General features: G+C 45.4%; 12 protein-coding genes. 5 read left to right on the top strand and 7 right to left on the bottom strand.

The genetic code is table 11. The features are described from left to right. Window positions 1-199: 199 nt before the first annotated feature. A complete protein-coding gene (metH, locus tag EYR25_RS11020) occupies window positions 200-3934 on the top strand; it encodes a methionine synthase (RefSeq protein ID WP_133180085.1) in 3735 nt (1244 codons plus the stop codon). A gap of 520 nt (window positions 3935-4454) precedes the next feature. Here metH and EYR25_RS11015 read toward each other — a convergent pair. The 6 genes from EYR25_RS11015 to EYR25_RS10990 form a co-directional block, all read right to left on the bottom strand. Next, on the bottom strand, window positions 4455-4877 hold the full coding sequence (locus tag EYR25_RS11015) for a hypothetical protein (RefSeq protein WP_133180083.1): 423 nt from the start codon (window positions 4875-4877) through the stop codon (window positions 4455-4457). Between the two features lie 35 nt (window positions 4878-4912). Further along, complete coding sequence (locus EYR25_RS11010) at window positions 4913-5125, bottom strand: hypothetical protein (RefSeq protein WP_133180081.1); 213 nt, start codon at window positions 5123-5125, stop codon at window positions 4913-4915. Window positions 5126-5295: 170 nt separating this feature from the next. Next, window positions 5296-5595: a hypothetical protein gene (locus tag EYR25_RS11005; RefSeq protein WP_243729873.1), complete on the bottom strand. Its 300-nt coding sequence runs from the start codon at window positions 5593-5595 to the stop codon at window positions 5296-5298. A 415-nt stretch (window positions 5596-6010) separates the two neighbouring features. Next, a complete protein-coding gene (locus tag EYR25_RS11000) occupies window positions 6011-8866 on the bottom strand; it encodes a choice-of-anchor Q domain-containing protein (RefSeq protein ID WP_133180077.1) in 2856 nt (951 codons plus the stop codon). Between the two features lie 2087 nt (window positions 8867-10953). Further along, window positions 10954-11550, bottom strand: coding sequence for a hypothetical protein (locus tag EYR25_RS10995; protein WP_133180075.1), 597 nt, complete (start codon window positions 11548-11550; stop codon window positions 10954-10956). Between the two features lie 488 nt (window positions 11551-12038). Then, complete coding sequence (locus tag EYR25_RS10990) at window positions 12039-13001, bottom strand: dienelactone hydrolase family protein (protein WP_133180073.1); 963 nt, start codon at window positions 12999-13001, stop codon at window positions 12039-12041. Between the two features lie 271 nt (window positions 13002-13272). Here EYR25_RS10990 and EYR25_RS10985 point away from each other — a divergent pair, with 271 nt between their 5' ends. From EYR25_RS10985 to EYR25_RS10970, 4 genes are all read left to right on the top strand, one after another. Further along, window positions 13273-15543 carry a hypothetical protein gene (locus EYR25_RS10985; protein WP_133180071.1) on the top strand — a complete coding sequence of 757 codons (2271 nt, stop codon included), beginning with the start codon at window positions 13273-13275 and terminating at the stop codon, window positions 15541-15543. Window positions 15544-15552: 9 nt separating this feature from the next. Next, complete coding sequence (locus tag EYR25_RS10980) at window positions 15553-17286, top strand: toxin-antitoxin system YwqK family antitoxin (RefSeq protein WP_133180069.1); 1734 nt, start codon at window positions 15553-15555, stop codon at window positions 17284-17286. Window positions 17287-17442: 156 nt separating this feature from the next. Beyond that, window positions 17443-19755, top strand: coding sequence for a toxin-antitoxin system YwqK family antitoxin (locus EYR25_RS10975; RefSeq protein ID WP_133180067.1), 2313 nt, complete (start codon window positions 17443-17445; stop codon window positions 19753-19755). 210 nt (window positions 19756-19965) lie between these two features. Beyond that, on the top strand, window positions 19966-21063 hold the full coding sequence (locus EYR25_RS10970) for a calcium:cation antiporter (protein WP_133180065.1): 1098 nt from the start codon (window positions 19966-19968) through the stop codon (window positions 21061-21063). Between the two features lie 41 nt (window positions 21064-21104). Here EYR25_RS10970 and EYR25_RS10965 read toward each other — a convergent pair whose 3' ends face one another. Further along, entirely contained in the window at window positions 21105-22682 is a 1578-nt protein-coding gene (locus EYR25_RS10965) for a rhomboid family intramembrane serine protease (protein ID WP_133180062.1), read from the bottom strand. Window positions 22683-22770: the final 88 nt, after the last annotated feature.

The following is a 22770-nucleotide window of genomic DNA, read 5'->3' as shown; positions in this document are numbered from 1 at the left end:
TGCTAGGAACCAAAGCCTAGATTCTAGATTCTCGCTCCTAATGACTTTCACCTTGCCCTGACAATCCGATGTCGCGTATTATGGACGTCTATACGTATAAATGTCCAAAGCATAACGAACGACATTCAATAATAAAATGCAATTTGTCACCCGATTGCGTACTTTGGACTCAACTTAGCTGTAGTAAAGGTAATCATTTATGGCGATATCTCTCCATCGAGCCAGCCAAACACTGGCAGACATTCGCAACCAGTTGTCAAAGCGCATTCTGATTTTAGACGGCGCCATGGGTACTATGATCCAAGGCTACAAGCTTGAGGAAGCCGATTACCGTGGCGAGCGCTTCAAGGATTGGCATACCGACGTTAAGGGCAATAACGATCTTTTAGTGCTCACGCAGCCAGATATCATCAAACAAATTCACATCGACTACCTTAAAGCCGGTGCGGATATTATTGAAACCAATACCTTTAACGCCACCACTATCGCCATGGCCGACTACGATATGCAGTCGCTGTCCGCCGAAATTAACCGCGAAGGTGCGCGCCTCGCCCGTGAGGCCTGTGATGAAATCGAGCAAGCCACGGGTAAGCCACGTTATGTCGCCGGTGTGTTAGGGCCCACTAACCGCACTTGCTCTATCAGCCCCGATGTTAACGATCCAGGCTTTCGCAATATCCATTTCGATGAGTTAGTGACCGCTTACTGCGAATCGACCCGCGCCCTGATAGAAGGCGGCGCCGATATCATTATGGTTGAGACCATTTTCGATACCTTAAACGCTAAGGCCGCCTTATTTGCCATCGAAACCGTGTTCGATGAACTCTTTGGACCAAATTCACCAGTGCGTTTGCCAGTTATGATCTCCGGCACCATTACCGATGCCTCGGGCCGAACCCTGACCGGACAAACCACCGAAGCCTTTTATAACTCCCTTCGCCATATCAAGCCCTTATCCATCGGCCTTAACTGTGCCCTCGGCCCTAAGGAGCTGCGCACCTACGTCGAAGAATTATCTCGCATCGCCGAATGTTATGTGTCGGCGCACCCTAACGCGGGTCTACCAAACGAGTTTGGCGGTTACGATGAAACCCCAGAGGATATGGCGAGCGTTATCCAAGAATGGGCCCGTGAAGGCATGCTCAACATTATCGGCGGCTGCTGTGGTAGCACGCCCGAGCATATTAAGGTCATTCGCGAAGCTGTAGAGCCCTTTGCCCCACGGCTATTACCCGAGATCCCCGTCGCCTGCCGTCTATCGGGTTTGGAACCGCTCACTATCGACGCCCAAACCCTGTTTGTGAACGTGGGTGAACGTACCAACGTCACGGGTTCTGCTAAGTTTTTAAAACTGATCAAAGAAGGTAAGTTCGAGCAGGCGCTCGATGTCGCCCGTGAACAGGTAGAAAGCGGCGCGCAGATCATCGACATCAACATGGACGAAGGCATGCTCGATGGCGTCGAGGTGATGCATAAGTTCTTAAATCTTATCGCCTCTGAGCCGGATATCAGCCGCGTGCCGATTATGATCGACTCCTCTAAGTGGGAGGTGATTGAAGCGGGCCTCAAATGTATTCAAGGCAAGGGAATCGTAAACTCTATTTCCTTGAAGGAAGGCGAAGAGAAGTTTATCGAGCAGGCAACCCTAGTGAAACGCTACGGCGCCGCGGCCATTATTATGGCGTTCGACGAGCAAGGTCAGGCCGACACTAAGGCGCGCAAAGTCGAGATCTGTACCCGCGCCTACCGCGTGCTAGTCGATAAGGTGGGTTTTCCACCCGAAGACATTATCTTCGACCCGAATATCTTTGCCATTGCCACGGGTATCGATGAGCACGATAACTATGCCGTCGATTTTATTGAAGCCATTAAAGAGATTAAGGCCACCCTGCCCCACGCGATGATTTCCGGCGGGGTGTCGAACGTGTCGTTCTCCTTCCGCGGTAACAATCCTGTGCGTGAGGCGATTCACGCGGTATTCCTGTACCACGCGATTAAAGTCGGCATGGACATGGGTATCGTCAACGCGGGTCAGCTAGCGATTTACGATGATATCGACCCCGAGCTTAAGGATAAGGTAGAGAACGTCGTGCTCAACCTGCCCTGCCCAGTTGAAGACTCAAACAACACCGAGCAATTGCTTGAGATTGCTGAAAAATTCCGTGGCGATGGCTCAAGTGCCGCCAAGAAAGAAGACTTAGAATGGCGTTCATGGCCGGTTAATCAACGTCTCGCCCATGCGCTGGTCAAAGGCATAACCGAATTTATCGACGAAGATACCGAAGCGGCGCGCCAACTTGCCTCACGGCCTTTGGATGTGATTGAAGGCCCGCTGATGGACGGTATGAATATCGTCGGCGACCTGTTTGGCTCGGGCAAAATGTTCCTGCCACAGGTAGTAAAATCGGCGCGGGTGATGAAAAAGGCCGTGGCCTACCTCAACCCCTTTATCGAGCAAGAGAAGGTCGAAGGCCAATCTAACGGCAGAATTTTGATGGTCACGGTTAAGGGCGACGTGCACGATATCGGCAAGAACATAGTCGGCGTGGTGCTCGCCTGTAACGGTTTTGAGGTGTTCGATTTAGGCGTAATGGTGTCGGTAGAGCGCATTCTCGAGGCGGTTAAAGAACACAATATCGATATTATCGGCATGTCGGGGCTGATTACCCCAAGCCTTGATGAGATGGTGCACAATGTGAAAACCTTCCACCGTGAAGGGCTCACCATTCCAGCGATTATCGGCGGCGCGACCTGCTCGAAAATCCATACCGCGGTGAAGATTGCGCCCCATTATCCCCATGGCGCGATTTACATTGCCGACGCCTCCCGCGCCGTGCCTATGGTCAGCAAGCTAGTGAGTAATGAAACTCGCCAAGCGACTATCGATGAGACCTACGCCGAATACGAAGAGATGCGCATTAAGCGTTTATCGCAAACCAAGCGTAAGGAAATCGTCTCGCTGGAGGCTGCCCGCGAAAACCGCTGTCAGCACGACTGGGCAAACTACACCCCGTTCAAACCTAATGTGCTGGGTCGCCAAGTATTTGATGATTATCCATTAACCGATTTAGTTGACCGTATCGACTGGACGCCTTTCTTCCGCGCGTGGGAGCTGCACGGCCATTACCCGGAGATCTTAACAGACAAAGTAGTCGGCGTTGAGGCGCAAAAGCTGTTCGCCGATGGTCAGGCGATGCTTACAAAAATCATCGAAGAAAAATGGCTCACCGCCAAGGGCGTGATTGGGCTATTCCCCGCCAATACCATCAACTTTGATGATATTGAGCTCTATACCGACGAGACTCGCACCGAAGTCGAAATGACCACCCATCACCTGCGGATGCAGCTTGAGCGGGTGGGTAACGATAACTTCTGTCTGGCCGACTTTGTGGCGCCCAAGGACAGCGGCGTTGCCGACTATATGGGCGGCTTTGCGGTCACCGCAGGCCATGGTATCGATGAGCATATCGCCCGCTTTGAGGCCAATCACGATGACTACAACGCCATTATGCTCAAGTGTTTAGCCGACCGTTTAGCCGAAGCCTTTGCCGAGCGGATGCACGAGCGCGTGCGTAAGGAATTCTGGGGTTATGCCGCCGATGAACAGCTCGATAACGAAGCCTTAATTCGCGAGAAATACAAAGGTATTCGCCCCGCACCGGGTTACCCAGCGTGTCCAGATCACACCGAAAAAGGCCTGCTGTGGGAACTGTTAAAGCCGAATGAAACCATTGGCTTAAACATTACCGAAAGCTACGCCATGTTCCCCACCGCCGCGGTATCCGGCTGGTATTTTGCCCACCCGAAATCCCGCTACTTTGGCGTGACCAATATCGGCCGCGATCAGGTGGAGGATTACGCTAAGCGTAAGGGGATGACAGTCGCTGAGACGGAGAAGTGGCTAGCGCCAGTGTTGGATTATGATCCCGAATAGGGAGTGATCCAGAGTAATCATGTTTACTCTGTGAGTTGCCTTAGGTGAACTTCGGCAACTGAGTAAATAGATAAATTAAGGGGCTAAATCCTAGCCCCTTAATTTTTGGTTTAATTTTTGAGATTGAGATAAAAGCTTAAAGTCGTGGGGCTTCACCCCACACCCGATGTTGCTGGTTCGTTTTGCATTGCGAACTAGCAACAATATCGCTGTAAAGTGATAGTGCAACTCATTGCCTGCCGCAGGCTTTAGCACTGTTACCCAGTGACACGCCGTGAATACATCCCTGTAGGCTCTACTAAAACATCCATGTTTTAGAAGGTCACTGGTGCAACAATGCCCTATCTGGTGTACCCATCAGTTTCAGCATATATTTTGTGGGCTAATTAATTCAAATATTAGCCACAAGAAGAGTGGCTTCTTACTAATCAGTAACTTCGCAGAGGATAGGTGAACTTCTGTAAGAGTAGAGTTAACGTTTCACATTTAAAAAGCTATGTATCTCCTGCATCTTTAAAAATTAGATTTCTAACTTAGCTAACTGGCTATTAGCAATACTCTGGCTTAAATCTTTAGATTCTTTTTGATAGATGGCAATAAAATATTGAACAGTCAAATCAGAATTAACATCTCCTTTTGCAGTCCAATTTACTTTAGCCTTTCCGCTAAATGTATCAATGATACAAGCTGAAGACTCGCCCTCTATAGGCGACATAATAGTTTTTCCACCAATAGCAAGCACATGCACGGAACAAAAATAGATATTTTTAACACTTAAAAAACTATCAATAACATAGTCGAATGAGAACTCAAAAACTCCATCAGAATTTTTTATGTAACTTACTTTATTAATAGTAGCAGAGCTTAATTTCACACTTGTTTTATCTACACTGGCACAGCCAGATAAGAGCAGCATTGAAACCAATAATAAATAGCGAAACATGTTACTCACCCTAAAAAAACCACAGATTACACTCTTTAAACTTCTTCAGTTACATCCAACTTTGTAATACCAACATAGTAGGCAAGTGCAAAGTAATTTAATATTGGAACAAGGCCTGTAATAACAGCAATAACTGTATTGCGTCTTTTATCTTTAGCTAATAAAAAACAGACAATCGAAATACCGATACTGATGATAGTGTAAAAGAACACTGCTGGATGGACTGAACCATCTCGTAAAAAATCCATATATTACTACTCCTTGTTTTACTTGTGACTATTGATTAACTTTAAATAGACATCGACAATAATGAAAAATAACACAATATTTCAACATGTTATCATTAACATTTACCGAGTTCTCAACCACGCATATCACTGAAGATAGTATCACTCGTAAAACGAGAAAGGAATTCAACTTAATGTGGAGTAATAAAATGTGACTGAAGTTGCTTGATTCGTTCTGGGATCAAATCCATTTTATTGTCGGTGTTTAAGTCATCACAGTTTTCAGCAACAACCCGTTCTATACCAGTTTTATCAGTAAAATAGAGTTTTTCGCAGTCGCATCTCAGTTTGGCGATAAGCAGTTTTTCCGCCTTAGCTTGGCGAACCTCAGCAACCCAACATGAATCAGCACAACCGCAGGAATGATAAGTCAGTTCCTCGCCTGAGACAGGCCAATCCAGCTGATATTCGCCAGCCAGCGCATCACCCACACATGTCACAAGAGCAAACAATATGAATAATAGATATCGAATCATTGTTAATTATCCGAAGCTTTCCTGAATTCCATAAGGACTAATATTAAATAATCTGTTTAATGCTTAACCCAAGAAGAATCATGATGTTATGGCCGAGCTATTAACAATGAATGTCCATTTTATTCTGCTAACTTCTAAAGTCCATTACTATTCTGAATTAGTCATTTTCATAGGAAAACATAAATGCTACGGGATACTCCCGAACTAGCATTGCTACACCCGTGACGTTATGAAAAATGGCAAGTCACAATAATACTGACCTACCATTCCGGTGCTGTAGATCCAAGCTGCTACACAGCTATATGTAGCTATTTAGCAAACTTGCATCCACTGTTGAGCAATTAGAGAACAATTAAAGAATGCAGCATATTCAGTCTAATCTAAATTCTATTGCACCAATATCAATGACTTTTGTTCCATTGTTATCACCGTCAATTGGTCTTGCAACACCATATAGATCGACATCTACGTTTAACGGCACACCAGCATCAATTACCGGCGAGTTACTAAAAGGATATCCATTACCATCAAGTAAAGGATCGGCAAAAAGAGTATTCACTTCAACGTGTTGATCCTGCATATCTATATACAAGTCGTCTACCTCATAAACTATATTATTACTTAAGTTAATGCTGGTACCAGGAGCAAACTTATATAAAGTACTAGCATACGAAGCATTATCAATTAACGTTCTAGATTTTGAAACAATATTATTATTAATTGATATTTTATAATATGGCTCATCAAGCCCATAATAAAAAAGCTTCACTACAGATTCTAGCCCAAGAAATGTATTATTATACATCTCTAATTCAGAAGACATGCTAGCATTAAAGAACTGACATCCAAAATCTAAATCTGGCATATCTAAAAGATTGCCAAAATATATATTATTTACTAATCTAGTCTTAGTATTTTGTGCAACAGCATAATTACCGCTTTCAATCCTAGGGCAATGGTAATCATCATCAAAATTACTAGATACATAACCATTATCTAGAGCCTTACCTATCAATATATTTTGTTCAAAAAGCATATCTCCGCTATTTAAAACGGATACGGACATGAGGTTGTTTGGTGTGCCATCGAACAAATTGCGTGTAATAGCACCACCACTACTCCCTACCTTTATATAGTGATTAGCTAAGGTAAAACCATTTACACTACTATTTTTATCAATAATTAAACTAGGTTGCCCAAATGAAGTTTCGCTGCTATAAAGCTTAGCATCTTTAGATTCAGCCTCTAATAGAGTTTGCTTTTTAGATAAATCTACATTACCAATATAAATCCCTGCTGGGACATTAACTTTTTCACCATCGGCCGCCATATCAATCTGTTTTTGTAATGCATCTGTAGATTGACCAACCACTATTGGAAATGGTATTGAAGATAACACTTTATCACCAGTTATAGAGCTAAGTGAATTGAATACTAACTTCCCTTCCCCTTGACTATCCCCCCTAATATCAAGTGTAAAACTATAAGCCCATTGATAGTCTTTAAAAACAATTTCGTTTCCAACCAAACAACTATATTTTTCATGACTATTAATACATTCGGCACTTAATAGTGTAATATGTTCCGGTATGTCCAGTCTAATTTTATTGCCGGTTACAGGATCAAAGCCACCAAATTTAGATTCTTGCTGATGAATTGTAAACGCTAACTTTTGTGAAGTACCAACTAATTCCATCATATACTCTTGACGGTTATCAATCCACAATCGATAAGATACATCAGCAGCATGTCTTGCAACATCAATTGTTGCTTGGTTATTCGACAAATCCTCATCATGTCCAAGATGCTGTATTTTTGCAGTGACAACACTCTTAATCTCTGATCCATTAGCTGAGTCGGCATTTAAATATATATCGTGAACAGCTTTATATCCTGGAGATATATTATCCCATTTACAGGTCAGTTCGAGTAGATTATCAGATAAAGTACAAAAATTGGAATGAGCATAACTATCGCTATCAAAATAAACAGGAAGAGATGTTGAATAGGTCGTCAACACTGTTCCACTTTCAGTTGACTTTACATCACTTTCGACTTCAGCTTTTACGATAATTTTTTTAGAATAACCCTGGGTTTGATGGGATAAAGTAACTCCGAGGTCAGCAATTTTAGGAAGTATTTGTTTATCTTTTGGATGACCAAAAGATAAGAACTCTTGCAAATTTGTAAAGCCATCACCATCTAAATCTTGAGTTGCATCCAAAGCCGATGTTGGATTCAAACCAAAAGCCAACTCCCAACCATCAGTTATTCCATCGTTATCCGCATCCTCAAATGAGGTCAATATGGAGGGTTTATAGTATTCCTTTAAAAAAGCATATTCTTTATTTACCATGCCACTATGTAGCATAATTTTATAATAGGTGTAATTAGAGATTATGTTTCCTCTCAACTCCTTATAGAATTCAACTGAAAATTTTGCTTGACTATTGTTACTTCCCCTAACAACAAACTCACCGCTTTCTTCATAGGCATGTACCATAGTGTTAAGTTTAAATAATTCATTTGTTTGGACATCCCAGAAACCTAAAGATGAATCGAATAAGCGACCTTGTATCCTAAAACCATCATTTCCACATAACACCATCTCATTACCAGTTCTAATAAATTTAAAATCTGAAAATAAGATTTGTTTTTTATTATTTATATCTGAAAACATTAAATTATATGTTGTTTCATTTTTTGCACAAGTTAAGTCCTGCTCTACATATTGTGCAGTACCAGCAAGTAAACTGTGACCTAAATTACCTTTTACATCAACATCCTCAAAAATCACGGTACTATCAATAAGTATTCCATCGGTGGAAAATCGGTTTGCTCTCACAGTAGCTTTACCGTTAGTTGTCATGCCATCTTCAACGCAATTAGTGAAAGCAATATTTTTTTCTTTATCTGAGCTTCCATTCGAAATTTTAATCGTTCCACCACCAGAGCAAGTCGAACCCAGTTCGCCACTTTGATCGTTATAGTCCGGTAGTAACTCAGGAATGAGTGTAAAGATGTACTTGTACACTTGGCCTAATGTTTCTGTATTCAATGGAGCTGCAGACTCAATACCTGCATATTGGTCTTTAATATTGATAAATTTAGACAAGGGGTCTTTGGTGACAGGAGGTGGGGTAGGTGTTTCTGCTGAAGAATCTCCACCACCGCCACCACATGCTGAAAGACATAAACACAAAAGGGGTACAAGTGCATATTTCATATCATAACATCCATTTATTTGATTTTATTAAATTATTTAAAATATTCGGATAGGTATAACTTTCATTGTTTATAACTGACACTAAGGTTAAAAAAATTGGACAGGCACTTTTATGCCTTAACCATCGACCTATAACACCTGAGCCAAAGGAGTACACCATCCCCTCGGACTTGCCGCAGGGCGAATAGGCAAATTGCGTGAGTCTCGCCATGGTCGTTATCGTGCATCCATACACGTCACGACATTCAGGCATCCTGCCCATCAGATGGCGAGCTAGCTTTCGCAGGTGCAGGGACGCATCCTTCGGAAGCGATAACAAATTTGCCAATGAGTACAAGGGGCTTTCAACTCCGTTAGGGGCGTCTTGGCTGATGTGAAAACAATAGGCAAGGAGGATAGGACGAGCAGTCCTCCTTGGTCGGCTCTTGTTTAAAAATCAGGGGGTGAAGCCCCACGACTTTAAACATACCTCGGCCGACAGGCCGCAAAAACCAATCCCAAACTAACTCACACTCCATTGCCAATGGGGACGCCAGAACTGGCACTGTTGCACCAGTGACCTTCTAAAACATGGATGTTTTAGTAGAGCCTACAGGGATGTATGCACGGCGTGTCACTGGTGTAACTAATGTAAGAGAATGCAAAAGCCTGCGGCAGGCAATTAGCTACACTGATAATTGGCAGCGATAACATTGCCAATTCGCGACGCCTAGCAAACCAGCACCATCAAAACGTTTCAACTTTGTCGTTCGACAAAAAAGCTCTGCCATGGCTACCGCACTTGGCCAACACCCGTTAGCCAAGGGATTGCACTGCTGTAATGCTTTTATAAAATCTAGAATCTAGAATCTAGAATCTAGAATCTAGCACCTAGCACCTAGCACCTAGCACCTAGAGNCTTATCGCATATTGTTCAGGAGGTGTTTCTTGCGAGATAAAGATACATCTTCCTGATGCAAGTGAACTTAGCCGTGGTCACGNNTAAGTTTCATCCTTGTTAAAAACCTAAGATAACGTTCTGCTTAACATCTGTCTACCTCTTTCACATTACAAATTAGATAGTTAAGTGATGACTAATTTTGGCACTTTGCTTTTAAAAATATACATACAACTCCAAAGCCTAAGGAGTTCACCTCCCCTGCGAAGTTGCTGAAGGGCGTTGAAGGAAATCGCGTGACGCAGACAGGACGTCTGCGTAGCTTTCGGGGAAGGGGCGAATGAAAATCGGTGATTTTCGCGCTCATGAGCGAGAGGCAGGGACTGCCGAACTGGAGGGCTTTACAGGGATGTAAAGCGGAACCATCGGAAGCGTTAGTGATTTTCGAATAAGCGCTAGGCCAGTAACTAATGCATGTAACTTCGCTAGGGGCGTCTTGGAGCATCCAAGGAGGATAGGACGAGCAGTCCTCCTTGGTCGGGTGTGGGTTGAAGACCCACGACCTTGATTCACCTCGGCCAACAGGCCGCAAAAACAAAAGCTCTGCCATGGCTACCGCACTTGGCCAACGCCCGTTAGCCAAGGGATTGCACTGCTGTAATGCTTTTATAAAATCTAGAATCTAGAATCTAGAATCTAGAATCTAGAATCTAGAATCTAGAATCTAGAATCTAGAATCTAGCACCTAGCACCTAGCACCTAGCACCTAGCACCTAGAGTCTTATCGCATATTGTTCAGGAGGTGTTTCTTGCGAGATAAAGATACATCTTCCTGATGCAAGTGAACTTAGCCGTGGTCACGATTAAGTTTCATCCTTGTTAAAAACCTAAGATAACGTTCTGTTTAACATCTGTCTACCACTTTCACATTACAAATTAGATAGTTAAGTGATGACTAATTTGGATAATAGCTTTTATGTCAAGCCCACAACTGCAAACTCAATGGGCATGCCTGAAGTGGCACTGCTGCACCTGTGACCTTCTAAAAGTAGATATTGGCACGGCGTATCACAGGGGGGACTAATATAAGAGAATGCAAAAGCCTGCGGCAGGCAATGAGTTACAAAGTTACTTTGCAGCGACACAATTGCCAGTTCGCGACACAAAGCGAACCAGCAACATCATAGGGTTGTGGGGTGAAACTTACGCACTACTCGCAATGGAAAAACTGCTCTGTACGCTCAGCAGTATAGGCCTCCCACAGTGGTCTTTGGTCCTGATAAAAATTGTCGCAATCTTGTCTCAATTCCCCTTGAAGACAGGTCTTCAATCCCGTCACCATCTCGAGTAACTTTGCCTTAGCACTTGCAGCTCGCGACTTTACCTCATTGCAAGACATATTCGCTGTTTGATGGGGATAGTTACTCGCAGATAGATGTGCTTCCAGCACTGCTTTGCGCTCGGCATTTGACAAATCAGCCATGCGTGTTTCCCCTTTTCGCACGGCGGTCATTAGGCTATAGACATGGCTAGGATTAAGTGGATTAGTGGTATCCGCGGGGCCAATAAGCTCCACTTTATTGCAAGCTCCGTTGTCTAAATACACACTGCATCGCCAAATATTGCCTTTATAGTTAATTTTATCAGGATTGAATTTGCGATTTTTATCCCAAAGACATTTGCACGGCACCTCTAGTTGTTGGGCATTGGACGCCTCTTTCGCAGTGGCGTTACCCGTCATAAATAAAGCCGATGGCATAATTAATAATGCCAAAAACAACCACGATAATTTCAGATGCAGGCTCATATATCACCTTTGTATATGCTTTAGGCTCGAAGAAATCCTCTCACGATGGTTAGAATAAATATAACACTCTGATTTTGCGGTTTATTGACCACGGTCAACTAACTAAATGTAAATTAAATGTTTAATTCAATTCGAATAGGCAATCATCAAACTAACATTCGATCGTCAATAGGAACGCCAGCAGTGGCACAGTTGCACCAGTAACCTTATAAAACATGGAGGTTTTAGTAGATGCTGCCGTGAGTCTATTTGCTCAATCAAATACCATGGCGTGTCACTGGGGTGGCTAATACAAGAGAATGCAAAGCCTACGCAGGCAATGGGGCGCACTGTTGCTTTGCAGTAATCTATTGCTAATTAGCAACCAAGCGAACTAGCACTATTATCGGCTGTGGGGTGAAGCCCCACGACTTTGATTTATCTCGGCCGAGAGGCCGCAACAAATGTGTCCCCGCATCACAAAATTCCCTTTTGCAATTCGGCAACCCCTAACCTTGTAGATGCTTCCCAAAAAAATCCAAGGTTCTTGCCCATGCAAGCTCGGCGGTTGGCTCATCATAACGGGCGGTGGAATCATTATGGAAACCATGATTCACATTGGGATAGAGGTAGGCAATATATTCGGCCTTGTTAGCCTTTAATTGGGCTTCATACTCGGCCCAGGTGTCGTTAATCCGTTGATCTAACGCGGCAAATTGTAACATCAGCGGGCCTTTGACACGGCTGCGTAACTCTGTAGCCGCTGGCGTGCCATAAAAAGGTACACCAGCTGCTAACTCATCGGGAATGGTTGCGGCGAGCATATTGACTATATAGCCACCAAAGCAAAATCCGACGGCGCCAAGTTTGCCATTACTTTGCGGGTGAGCCTTTAAAAAGCGGGCGGCGGCGATAAAATCCTGCTCAATTTTTGCTCTATCGAGGCTGGCCTGCATGGCGCGGCCCGCATCGTCATTACCAGGATAACCGCCAAGGCTATAAAGGGCATCAGGGGCAAAGGCGATATAGCCCTTGGCCGCTAAGCGGCGGGCGACATCTTCGATATAAGGATTCAGGCCACGGTTTTCATGCACCACTAACACCACAGGTGCTTTTTTAGTGGGGTCCAAGGTCTTAGGATCGCCCGCCTTTTGGCTAGGGATCAGCATAGAAGCTGGCATCACTAAATAACCGCGACCTTCGCCATAGCCCTCGGGGGAGGGAAACTTCACATAACTGGCTTGAATGCTGGGATCGTTAAAGGAGACTTGTTCTGCTAAGGCGTAGTTGGGCATGAGTGCGCCAGTAAGCGTTGTCATGGTAAATCCCAGTGCCACAAGGCCTGCGAGGCGAGCCATAAACTCACGGCGGTCGATGATGCCGTGGGCATATTCATCATACCAATCAAAAGCTTCCTGCGGGATAGGCTGAGAAGTATGGGCATTATTGTTGGACTTAGGTTGTGGGCTCATCGTTCTTTCTCCATTGAACAAGCTACCACAGGTTTATCTTCCCTAGCTTGTGAGTTATCTAGCTGTGCTCACAAGAGTAAAGGATGAAGCCTGATTAGAGCAATCGGCTTTCTCGCCTTAGGCTGAAGTTCATCAGCCAAACTTATGACTGATCTTGCTCCCATATCGGCGTGTGCTTTTTATTTCCTAGGGGCGTTTTTGTGTATAATGTCGCCAAACCACAGGTTAATACTTTTACATTTCAATAACATAAGTTACTAATGGAGTTCAGATGGCTATAGGGATATGTAGGATAATTTGCATCACTGCCACGCTCACGCTGTTAACCGCTTGCGATAATAGCGTTTCTTCCTCGTCGGCGGGCATCCCCTCTGAGCGCGAGTATCAGATTATTTCCACCATAAGCCTTAACGATGGTTTCGAAACCCGTAAAGTGTTACAGGCAAGAATGCTGCTGGATTACCAATTGCAGGATGCAGAGGGTAAGGCGGCCAGCTTAACCACGCCATTAACCCATAACGCCCGCTTTTTTATCCAACCTAATCTGCTACAAATTAGCGATTATGGTATGCCAATTCCAGTGAGTAATATCGACCCTAGAGCCACATCCAATGAAATCGTTCAATTGGTTAAAGATGGCTTTAAGGTGGAATTTAACAATGGTGAAGTCCGCCAATTAACCCCCATTGCCAAGATTGATCAAAAGGATATCAAGGAGTTATTTGAGCGCTGGCAGAATCTTAATAACTTGTTTAAACAAGCCCCAACCTTGCCTGTGGCGCTTGAGCCTCGCGTGGGATTTAGCACTAGCGCGCCCATGGATGCGCGCTTAACTTGGACGGTTGAGCAGGTCAGCGAAGATAAGTTGGTCGCCGTATTACAAGGTGAACAAGGCAAGTATAAGGCCTTCGGCAAGTTCGAAGTGAACCGCAAAACCGGTTGGTTAGAGAGCATGGCGTTTTTTCAACGGGAAGAGCGTCAAGGGAGTACCTTCACCCACCGTACCGTGATGGCGCCTAAGGATAGACCCTATATCATGAGCACGCTTTGGCATGCCGATGATAGATTTGATGCTGAGCGCGATAGGGATGATAGGCAAAAGGAGTTGTACCGCATTAGCGAGGTACCGCAGCAATATCGCCCTAATGACGAGGCATTTATTAAATCCTTATTACCTGAGCAACAAGGTATTTTAGATAATGTTGGCCCTTGGGGCACTGATACCCCTGAAGATTTGCAATTGCACTTTGTGCACAATTTGAGTCCACAATATGTGGCCGCCGATGTGCGTTATGAAGACTTAAGCGCCTATGATGCTAACGGCAAAGCGATTGACATTCACTTCTGGCAGCATGGCAAAGGTTGGGCGAGGAGTTACAATCCCTCGATTGAGTCTTCAACCGATATTATTGCTACAGGTTGGGATAACACCGCGAATAAACTCAAGCAGATAGACCATATTAATGCCAAGCTAACGCTTATCCCACAAACGAATAATATCGTCGAAAAGTCGTGGGATGAACTGGTAGCAAAACCCTACACCTTTGGCGATGCCAGCCTAACAATTCAAGTGCTCGATGCCGAGGCAAAGCTGTTTAAAGTCATCTCAAGGCAGAGTGAGGTTCAAAGTATTAATATGCCTTTTCAACAGTTTAAAGGCATGATAGCTGAGGGCCGTCGTGAAGGTAATTATCCCTCTTGGCTAACGGCGACGGAAAAGGAGCTGTTAGAACAATTGATTGGGGCCGATGACAGCCATCACCTCACCAGCAATTCGCTATTACTCAAACTCGATGAGATCCCCAAAACTGTGGTGTTAATCGAGCAACAACCCCAGCCGGAGTTGACTCAAACCAAGACGATTCGCTTTGTACAATTTACCGAGTACAACAAAAATCTGGCGAATCCTCCCACCGAATTTGGTAACGCTAGCCTAGGCAGCTTCAGCAATCCGGCTCTCGATAGCGCGAAAAATGAGGTCAATACCATCCAAGGCATAAAACCTGTGACTGATAATGGGCATAATCTGTATATTCCCATGTCAGCTGCTTTGGCAACCGCCTGTAAACCTGAAATAGAACAAGGATTTAATGAGGGTAAAAATCCCGTCACTTGGCAGTTTGCTCCCAATGGCCCAAACGGTGCCGCCTATATTTTGATGACTCCGGATCGTGTACGGCAGTTTTTCTACGATAAACAGATCAAGGGCAAGATCCGCTGCCAAGGTGAAATCCATTGGCAGCCTTTAGAGCTGCCCGCCACTCACCGCCCTTGGTTAATCGATTTACAGTCTTGGCTTACGCAAACCGGATATGGCAATGAGCCGAGTAGCGATCTTAACAATTACTTTAAGGTCGAAGATGCCCAAGGTAAGCCATTAACCATTCGACTCCCCGAAAACACTGAGCAGCGAATTAACGAGGTGCTAGTCGATGGCCGCTATTTAAGTGTGATAGGCGCCGCGGCTAAGGTGAGTTATATGACGATCTCCCAAGATGCTGTCGATATTCCCTATGAATTCACCTTTAAACCTTTGCCTTAAGGAGCGGTTATGCGTCCATTTACTGTAAAACTGCTCCTAGGAGCACTCGCCCTCATCACTACCCATGCCAATGCGGAAAAAGTGTTACTCGATGCCCACTGGAATGTCATCAAGGATGAAAAACAGGCTCTGTACTATTTTGAGCAACCCGTTGATCTGACTGATGGCTACTACAAGGTCGAGGTTTACTACAAAGAAAAGAATAGGCTTTTCTGCTCAACGGCCATCGCCGATAAAAATATCGGCAAGGCACTCACCAGCGAGCAATTTCGCGGGCCTTATCAATGTAACTTCGACGATGGAAAACCCTACGAACAGGGCTTTCGTAACGGGCAGGGCCAGCTCGATGGCGTAATCAAAAAGTACATAGCCACTGGCCAATTATATACTGAGTCACACTATGAAAATGGTGTAAAGCAAGGCCTAGAAACGGGTTATTGGAATGGCGGCAATATCCGCTACAAAACCACCTTTAAAGATGGCCAAGAAGTCGGCATCAGCGAACATTTTGGCCCAGAAGGTGAAGTCACCGCCAAAATCTGCCATGACCCTACCTGTGTGAGCCAATATTTTAACCTAGGCAAGCTCAATCGAGAGGAGCATAAGGTTGATGGCCTACTGCAAGGCACAGAGACCACTTGGGGACTGAATGGGCAAGTCATCTCCACCCAAGAGTGGTTTAAGGATAAAAAACACGGCGACTATTTTGCCTATTTTGACAATGGTAAGGTAAAGCAACATTTTCAATATCAACAGAATTATAAGGTTGGTGAACAGCTTACTTACTTTGAAAATGGCCAGATAAAATTAAAGGAAGTCACCAACGATAAGGGCGATGTCATCCAGGCTATCGAATACGATGACAAGGGTGAGATTAAACGCACCACCGACAGCAAATACCAAGGTAATCGCTGGGTTTATCGCAAACAGCAGCGCTATCGTGATGGCCAACTAATTGAGACTCACGAAGAGGACAAACTCAAAAACTGGTCGCTTTCCGAAACCTTTAAAAAAGGTTTGTTAATCGAGCGCCAGGAGCGACTCAATAAGCAATTGAATGGCTTACAGATCAAATCCTTCGACTACAACGATGTCATCACCCTCACCCGCGAATATTATCAGGCGGGTAAGCGTGAAGGCGCCTATGAGACGGTGAAAATTGAGCCAGCCACAGGCAAAAGTCAGCTAGTAGAGCAAGGTCAATATGCCAAAGATAAACAAGCAGGCACTTGGAAGAAATTTCAGGACGACGCCACCCTCACCTATAGCCACGATGATAATGGTGAGCTCCACGGTGAATACCTCAACAAGACCAACTCTGGCCAGTTGCTTGAGTCCATGCACTTTAAACATGGCAAACCCGATGGATTAGTCCAGCGTTACGCCAGTAACGGCCAAGTGTATGAAAAAGGCGAATACCGTAATGATCTACGTGAGGGTGATTGGATATTTACCGATAACGAATTCCAATATCGCCCAAGGCCGAATCCTGAAAGACGCTCTTGGCATGGCCGTTTTGAGCAGGGTAAACAAGTCGGCCATTGGGAACTGCGCTCAACCGAAGACTATGTGCTCGAAATTGCCAACTATGACGACCAAGGTAAGTTACACGGTAAGCAATACGAATTTGATGAACATGGCTGGATACGGGTGATGAATCATTACAATCATGGCCAGTTTTTAAATCAGGAAACTCCGCCGCCAGCCTTATCGGTTGAAGATAACGTCTTTCCCTTTTATTAATAGCCTGTGGCGGTAAGCTGTTTAGCTTAACGCCATTCGCGTACACTGACGTGCTGTACACTCGACCAAAGTGCACAGCATCAACATTATGTAAACGTTAGGATTCTTATACTGGCCGCCATTAAGCGGCCCTAAGACCCAGAGCAAAGGATCAGCATGTACAACACGCCATTTCGCTTTATTAACCTCGCCATTGCCGGAACCAGCCTAGTTTGTGCCTATGCACAGGCGGCGCAAAACCTCTCCTCCATGATGGTCGAAATCCGTCAGCAGGACGGCATACCCAGCTATTACAATCTCGCCACAGGCATGCCCTTAAATGGTGATATCGCCATTGTCCGCGATAACCAAGGTTATACCTTAGGGCAATTTTCGCAGGGAATACCGAATGGGAAATGGCAGGTATTTCATAGTAATAACAGTAGAATCGTCGAAGGTAACTATCAACTGGGTTACCAAGATGGCACCTGGCGACTGTTCGATTTAGATGGCACCCTAACCGAGGAGCAACAATTTGCCAAAGGTGTCCCCGTTGGCGAATGGAAGGAATTTAGTGCCACAGGCAACGTTACCCAAAGTACCCTCTATAAAAATGGTCAAAAGTCCCAAGTTAAGCGCTTCTTCCCCAGCGGTAAATTGCAGGCGCAAGAAAGCTATCTTGATAACCTACGCCATGGCAAATGGGAAAGCTTTTATGAAAACGGCACCCTATCCCAGAGCCAAACCTACGCCAACAACCAACTCACCGGCCCCTATCTTGAACAAAACTCCGAAGGCCAGATTGTGGTTAATGGGCGTTTTGATGCCGACGGTCGCCGCCAAGGGTTATGGGAAACCTTTTTCGACGATGGCACTAAGGCCAGTGCCAGCCAATTTAATCTCGATAAACTCGAGGGTGAAGAACGCACCTTTTATCCCAATGGCGAACTGGCAAGCCTGTGCCACTATCAGGCGGGGCTGCGCCATGGTAAATGTCAGCAATTCAATGAACTGGGTAAACTCCAAGTGGAGGAGCAATACCTCAACGATGTGTTAGAGGGACGTCAGCAGTATTTTAACCTCGAAGGTGTACTGACCAGCGATTTGAACTACAAGCAGGATATGCTCGCTGGCACGCAAAAGTATTTCCATTCCAACGGCCAACTTAAAGAGCTGCGAACCTATCAGGACTCGCAATTAGCCGATAATGGTCAATATCCGTTGCATGGCCCCTCCGAACGCTACGATGCGGACGGTAATCTTATCGAAAAAAGCAGCTACAACATGGGCTTAAAGGATGGATTATTTGAGCGCTACAACGGCGGTAAACTGCAAACCGCAGAGGTATGGAAGCTAGGTCAACGGGACGGAGAATTTCGCCGTTACCACACCAATGGCCAGCTTCGCAGCTTAGATGTTTATGTGGATGGCAAACTCACTGGCCGCTCCGAATCCTACTATGAAGATGGCACACTCAATGAGCGAGGCGAGCGTATCGAAGGCGCTTGGGTTGGTAAATACGAATCCTTTTACGACAATGGCAAACCCAGAGAGCTCGCCCACTACGCCCGCACAAAACCCGATAACAGTAATAGCTATCCCCTCGATGGCCACTTTAGTCGCTGGTATTACAATGGCGATCTCAATGAGGAAGGTGATTACCAAAACGGCGTTAAAGAGGGGCTGTGGATCCAATATCAGCAGGGGCAAAAACAAAAAGAGCAGACCTTTGTTAACGGCAAACTCAATGGCAATTACGCCGAATATTACCAAGGTCGACGCCGCGTCACCGGCCAATACGAGGATAATCAAAAAACGGGTCTCTGGATTGATTACCGCTATGAAGCCAAAGATCCAACCTACGGCGCAATTCCCGAGGGTAATATCAGCCAGAAAACCCATTGGAAGGACAATAAACGTAACGGCACCAGCGAGTACTACAGCTTTAAGCAAGTGGTTTATCGCTTAGAAACCTATGATAACAATGATAAAACAGGCACCTATGCCGAATATTATCCAAACAATGGCCAGCTCAAACTCAGCGGTACTATGGATAAAGGTCAGCAAACGGGTCTGTGGGAAAGTTGGTATGAGGATGGCATTTTAGCCGCCAGCAGCGAATTTTTAGATAATCAGCAACATGGCACTAGCAAAGAATATTACAGCAATGGCCAGCTCAAACTCGAAGCCCAGTACACAAAAGGCGAGCTCGACGGCGAGCGCAGGGAATACCATCAAAATGGCAAACCCAAACTGAGCGAAACTTGGTTAAAAGGCCAGAAGGAAGGCAATGCCAGCTATTACCACACCAATGGCAAACTCGCCGAACAAGGCTCTTACCTTAAGGATCGCAGGGAAGGTTTATGGCAACAGTTTTGGCCCAATGGCGAAAAACGCAGTGAAGGCAGCTACATAGCTGACCGCCAAGCGGGTGATTGGAATAATTACGATCAGCTCGGCAAGTTAATTAATACTGAGCACCATGGCTAAGGCACGGTCTAAGCCTTTATGCGACTTGCCTAAATCTGCGCGCAACATCAGCTAAGTCAAAGGTATTAGCCGAACACTGGGGTTTTGAATAAAAAAGCGATCTCGCTCAAAATTTTATGCCTAACCCCAAATCTAAAGGATTATTCATGCAAAGTGTGCCATAACCAATGTCTATACTAACGGCCTTTTTCCGCTTTGGATCAACTGCCTATGAAGACATTTATCAAAGACGAATTTGCCCTACTGCTCGGAATACTCACATTAGTATTCTTCAAGACGGGCGGTGATAGTTTGCTCGCCGATGGCACGGCACTCTCAACCTATATTCCCGTTTCACTCGCCCTCTTAGGCGTAGTGACTTGGGCTATTTTCTCCGTGGTGCGTCACTCGGATGCGCTTGCCATCAAGCTCGGAGACCCTTACGGCACCTTGATTTTAACCCTGTCGGTGATTTCGCTCGAAGTGGTGATGATTTCCTCGGTAATGTTAACTGGCGAACCCAACCCCGTCATGGCTCGGGATACCATGTTTGCCGTAGTCATGATTATTACCAATGGCTTAGTCGGTATCACATTGCTACTTGGCGGCTGGCGCTATCATACCCAGCACTTTAATTTGGATGGGGTGAAATCCTATCTAGTGGCGATTATTCCCCTCGCCCTACTCTGTTTAGTGCTACCTAACTTTACCGAGGGCGGCACCATTGGCAGCATGTCCAAGCCCATGTCTTGGATGCTGATCATCATCTCAATTTTGCTCTATGGTATCTTTTTGGTGATCCAAACTAAGAGCCATAGCCACTTCTTCGTTGATGCCGACCACGAGGACCACGAAGAGCATCACGGCATACTGCGTAGCAATATCTACCACACAGTGCTGTTGATTGGTTATTTGCTGGTGGTGATTCTGCTCGCCAAAACCCTTGCGATGCCAATCAATTACAGCGTGGCATCACTCGGTGCGCCCCCAGCACTGGGCGGCTTTATTGTCGCCTGTTTAATCTTATCTCCAGAGGCCGTGGGTGGTTTTAAGGCTGCGCTCAACAATCAACTGCAGCGGGCGATGAACCTCTATTTTGGTTCAGTGCTCGCCACCATTGCACTCACAGTGCCGGCAGTATTGATTATCGGAAGTGTGATAAATCAAGAGGTACACTTAGGCCTTTCTGCGGCGGATATGGTGCTTTTAGCCACCAGTTTAATGGTCTGCAAAGTCAGTTTTAGCAGTGGTCGAACCAATGCACTCCATGGGGCGACCCATATAGTGCTGTTTATTGTGTACCTTTTCCTGATGTTTGAGCACGCCTAAATACCCTTTACATTCAATAGTAAAACCCATTAGCCGAGGATTTACCTCGGCTTTTTATTGGCCTGCGGTTGCACCTTATTTGGCCGTAACAAGCTCCCAAGCAACAATCCACAGCCCAAACCGCCAAGGTGCGCGGCATTATCCACCCCGCCCAAAAGCCCCATTACAAGACTTACAGTAACAAATAGAGTGAGATTCAGGGCAAGTGGCATATTGTCCGCCAAGGGCAATAAGCCCAACCATATCCACATCATTAACATCCCAAATAGCCCCATGATGGCGCCCGAGGCTCCGATACTGATCGTCGCCTCATACCAACCAATGCTGGCCATGCTCGCCACTAAGCCACAGCACAAATAAACCCCAAGTAAACGCCATTTGCCCAGCAGAGGCTCCAAAAACATCCCCGCAAAAAACAGCCCATATAAGTTAAAAACCAAATGCATCAGGCCGCCATGCAAAAACACATTGCTGATTAAACGCCAGACTTGTTGCTCAAGCACCAACTGACGGAGGTTTGCCCCCCAATCGAGTAACACACTGTTTGGTAAGGCAATAAAGTGCTGGCAGGCAAAGGCCATCAATACAAATATCAAGGTGTTGATATAGAGCAAGATAGGCGTGATAACAAAGCCCGGCCGAGGTTTAAATTCGGCCAAAAAGCCATAAAGCTCAGCCTTTGGTTTTGCCATACTCAGCTGCGCAGCCAAGGGCTTAGACGCCTGCGTCTCATCCAGTTTTAGCATCAGACTCATCAACAACCATAGAATGGCCCCAAAGCTTAACCAAGCGATAATCCACGCCAGTTTATGGCCATTACGCGCCTCGAAGGGTTGATTCACTGGCATCAATACGGTTTGATAACCCTCGAAGTAGACAGTGCTTTTTTGGGCTGCACTGAGTAGTTGAGTGTAGCGGGTTGATGGACCGATACGGTCAAGATAGACAAATTCATCGGGATTAAATGCATTAAACGCTTGCTGACTTTGATGGATAAACTCTTGATATAGAAATTCTTTCTCATGCGGCTCCAGTCTATTACTGATCGTTTTCTCATAGACTTTGCCATACCATGCCAAGGCCTTAGCACCGACCCGCCAACTCTCATTGCGTTTAGCAAAAATCGGCATCGCAATATACAAGCTCATACGCAGCTCACTGTTGCCCTTGCCTATCGGCTCAATATTACGCTGCACACCTATGTGTTTTTTATCGATATAAAACTGATTTAATTGGTAATACTTAGTCTGAGGTTGGTGCAATAGCCCATTGATGGACTCGAGTTGAGTCAACTTGCCCGTTGCGCTATTAAGGTATTCCTGCGCCACGATAGTGGGCACGGCCAGTAACAGCACGGCAATCACAAAATAGATAAAACGGCTATTACTCTTGGTAAAGCGGAATAACTTAAGCCGCGGTCTTAAGTAGAAAAACAGCAAGGGCCAAGGCAATATCAGCGGCAGCCAGAAATTAATAATCGATTCGTCGATGCTTAGCAGTTGGAACTTAATAAGCAATAACCAATGGAGCAAGCTGTAGCCTGAGACATATAACAGGCAGAGCAGCATAAAGGGCACATAAATCAGCTGGAGTTTTTTTAAGACTAACGCCACACGCATATCATCCTTGAGAGAAAAATCCCGCCAATGATACGGCGTATCGCCACATAAAGCACCCTTTGCGGGGTGATTGCTTGGTTTTTAGTGA

Source organism: Shewanella decolorationis, from assembly GCF_004354305.1.
GTDB classification, from domain to species: domain Bacteria; phylum Pseudomonadota; class Gammaproteobacteria; order Enterobacterales; family Shewanellaceae; genus Shewanella; species Shewanella decolorationis.
The sequence above is the reverse complement of the archived record's forward strand: the minus strand, read 5'-3'. Positions and strand labels throughout refer to the sequence as shown.

What these genes read in the sequence shown, in the direction of transcription:
- EYR25_RS10995 (WP_133180075.1), bottom strand. Translation starts at nt 11,550, where the DNA reads ATGAGCCTGCATCTGAAATTATCGTGGTTGTTTTTGGCATTATTAATT.
- EYR25_RS10965 (WP_133180062.1), bottom strand. Translation starts at nt 22,682, where the DNA reads ATGCGTGTGGCGTTAGTCTTAAAAAAACTCCAGCTGATTTATGTGCCC.
- EYR25_RS10970 (WP_133180065.1), top strand. Translation starts at nt 19,966, where the DNA reads ATGAAGACATTTATCAAAGACGAATTTGCCCTACTGCTCGGAATACTC.
- EYR25_RS10990 (WP_133180073.1), bottom strand. Translation starts at nt 13,001, where the DNA reads ATGAGCCCACAACCTAAGTCCAACAATAATGCCCATACTTCTCAGCCT.
- EYR25_RS10985 (WP_133180071.1), top strand. Translation starts at nt 13,273, where the DNA reads ATGGCTATAGGGATATGTAGGATAATTTGCATCACTGCCACGCTCACG.
- EYR25_RS11015 (WP_133180083.1), bottom strand. Translation starts at nt 4,877, where the DNA reads ATGTTTCGCTATTTATTATTGGTTTCAATGCTGCTCTTATCTGGCTGT.
- EYR25_RS11000 (WP_133180077.1), bottom strand. Translation starts at nt 8,866, where the DNA reads ATGAAATATGCACTTGTACCCCTTTTGTGTTTATGTCTTTCAGCATGT.
- EYR25_RS11010 (WP_133180081.1), bottom strand. Translation starts at nt 5,125, where the DNA reads ATGGATTTTTTACGAGATGGTTCAGTCCATCCAGCAGTGTTCTTTTAC.
- metH (WP_133180085.1), top strand. Translation starts at nt 200, where the DNA reads ATGGCGATATCTCTCCATCGAGCCAGCCAAACACTGGCAGACATTCGC.
- EYR25_RS10980 (WP_133180069.1), top strand. Translation starts at nt 15,553, where the DNA reads ATGCGTCCATTTACTGTAAAACTGCTCCTAGGAGCACTCGCCCTCATC.
- EYR25_RS10975 (WP_133180067.1), top strand. Translation starts at nt 17,443, where the DNA reads ATGTACAACACGCCATTTCGCTTTATTAACCTCGCCATTGCCGGAACC.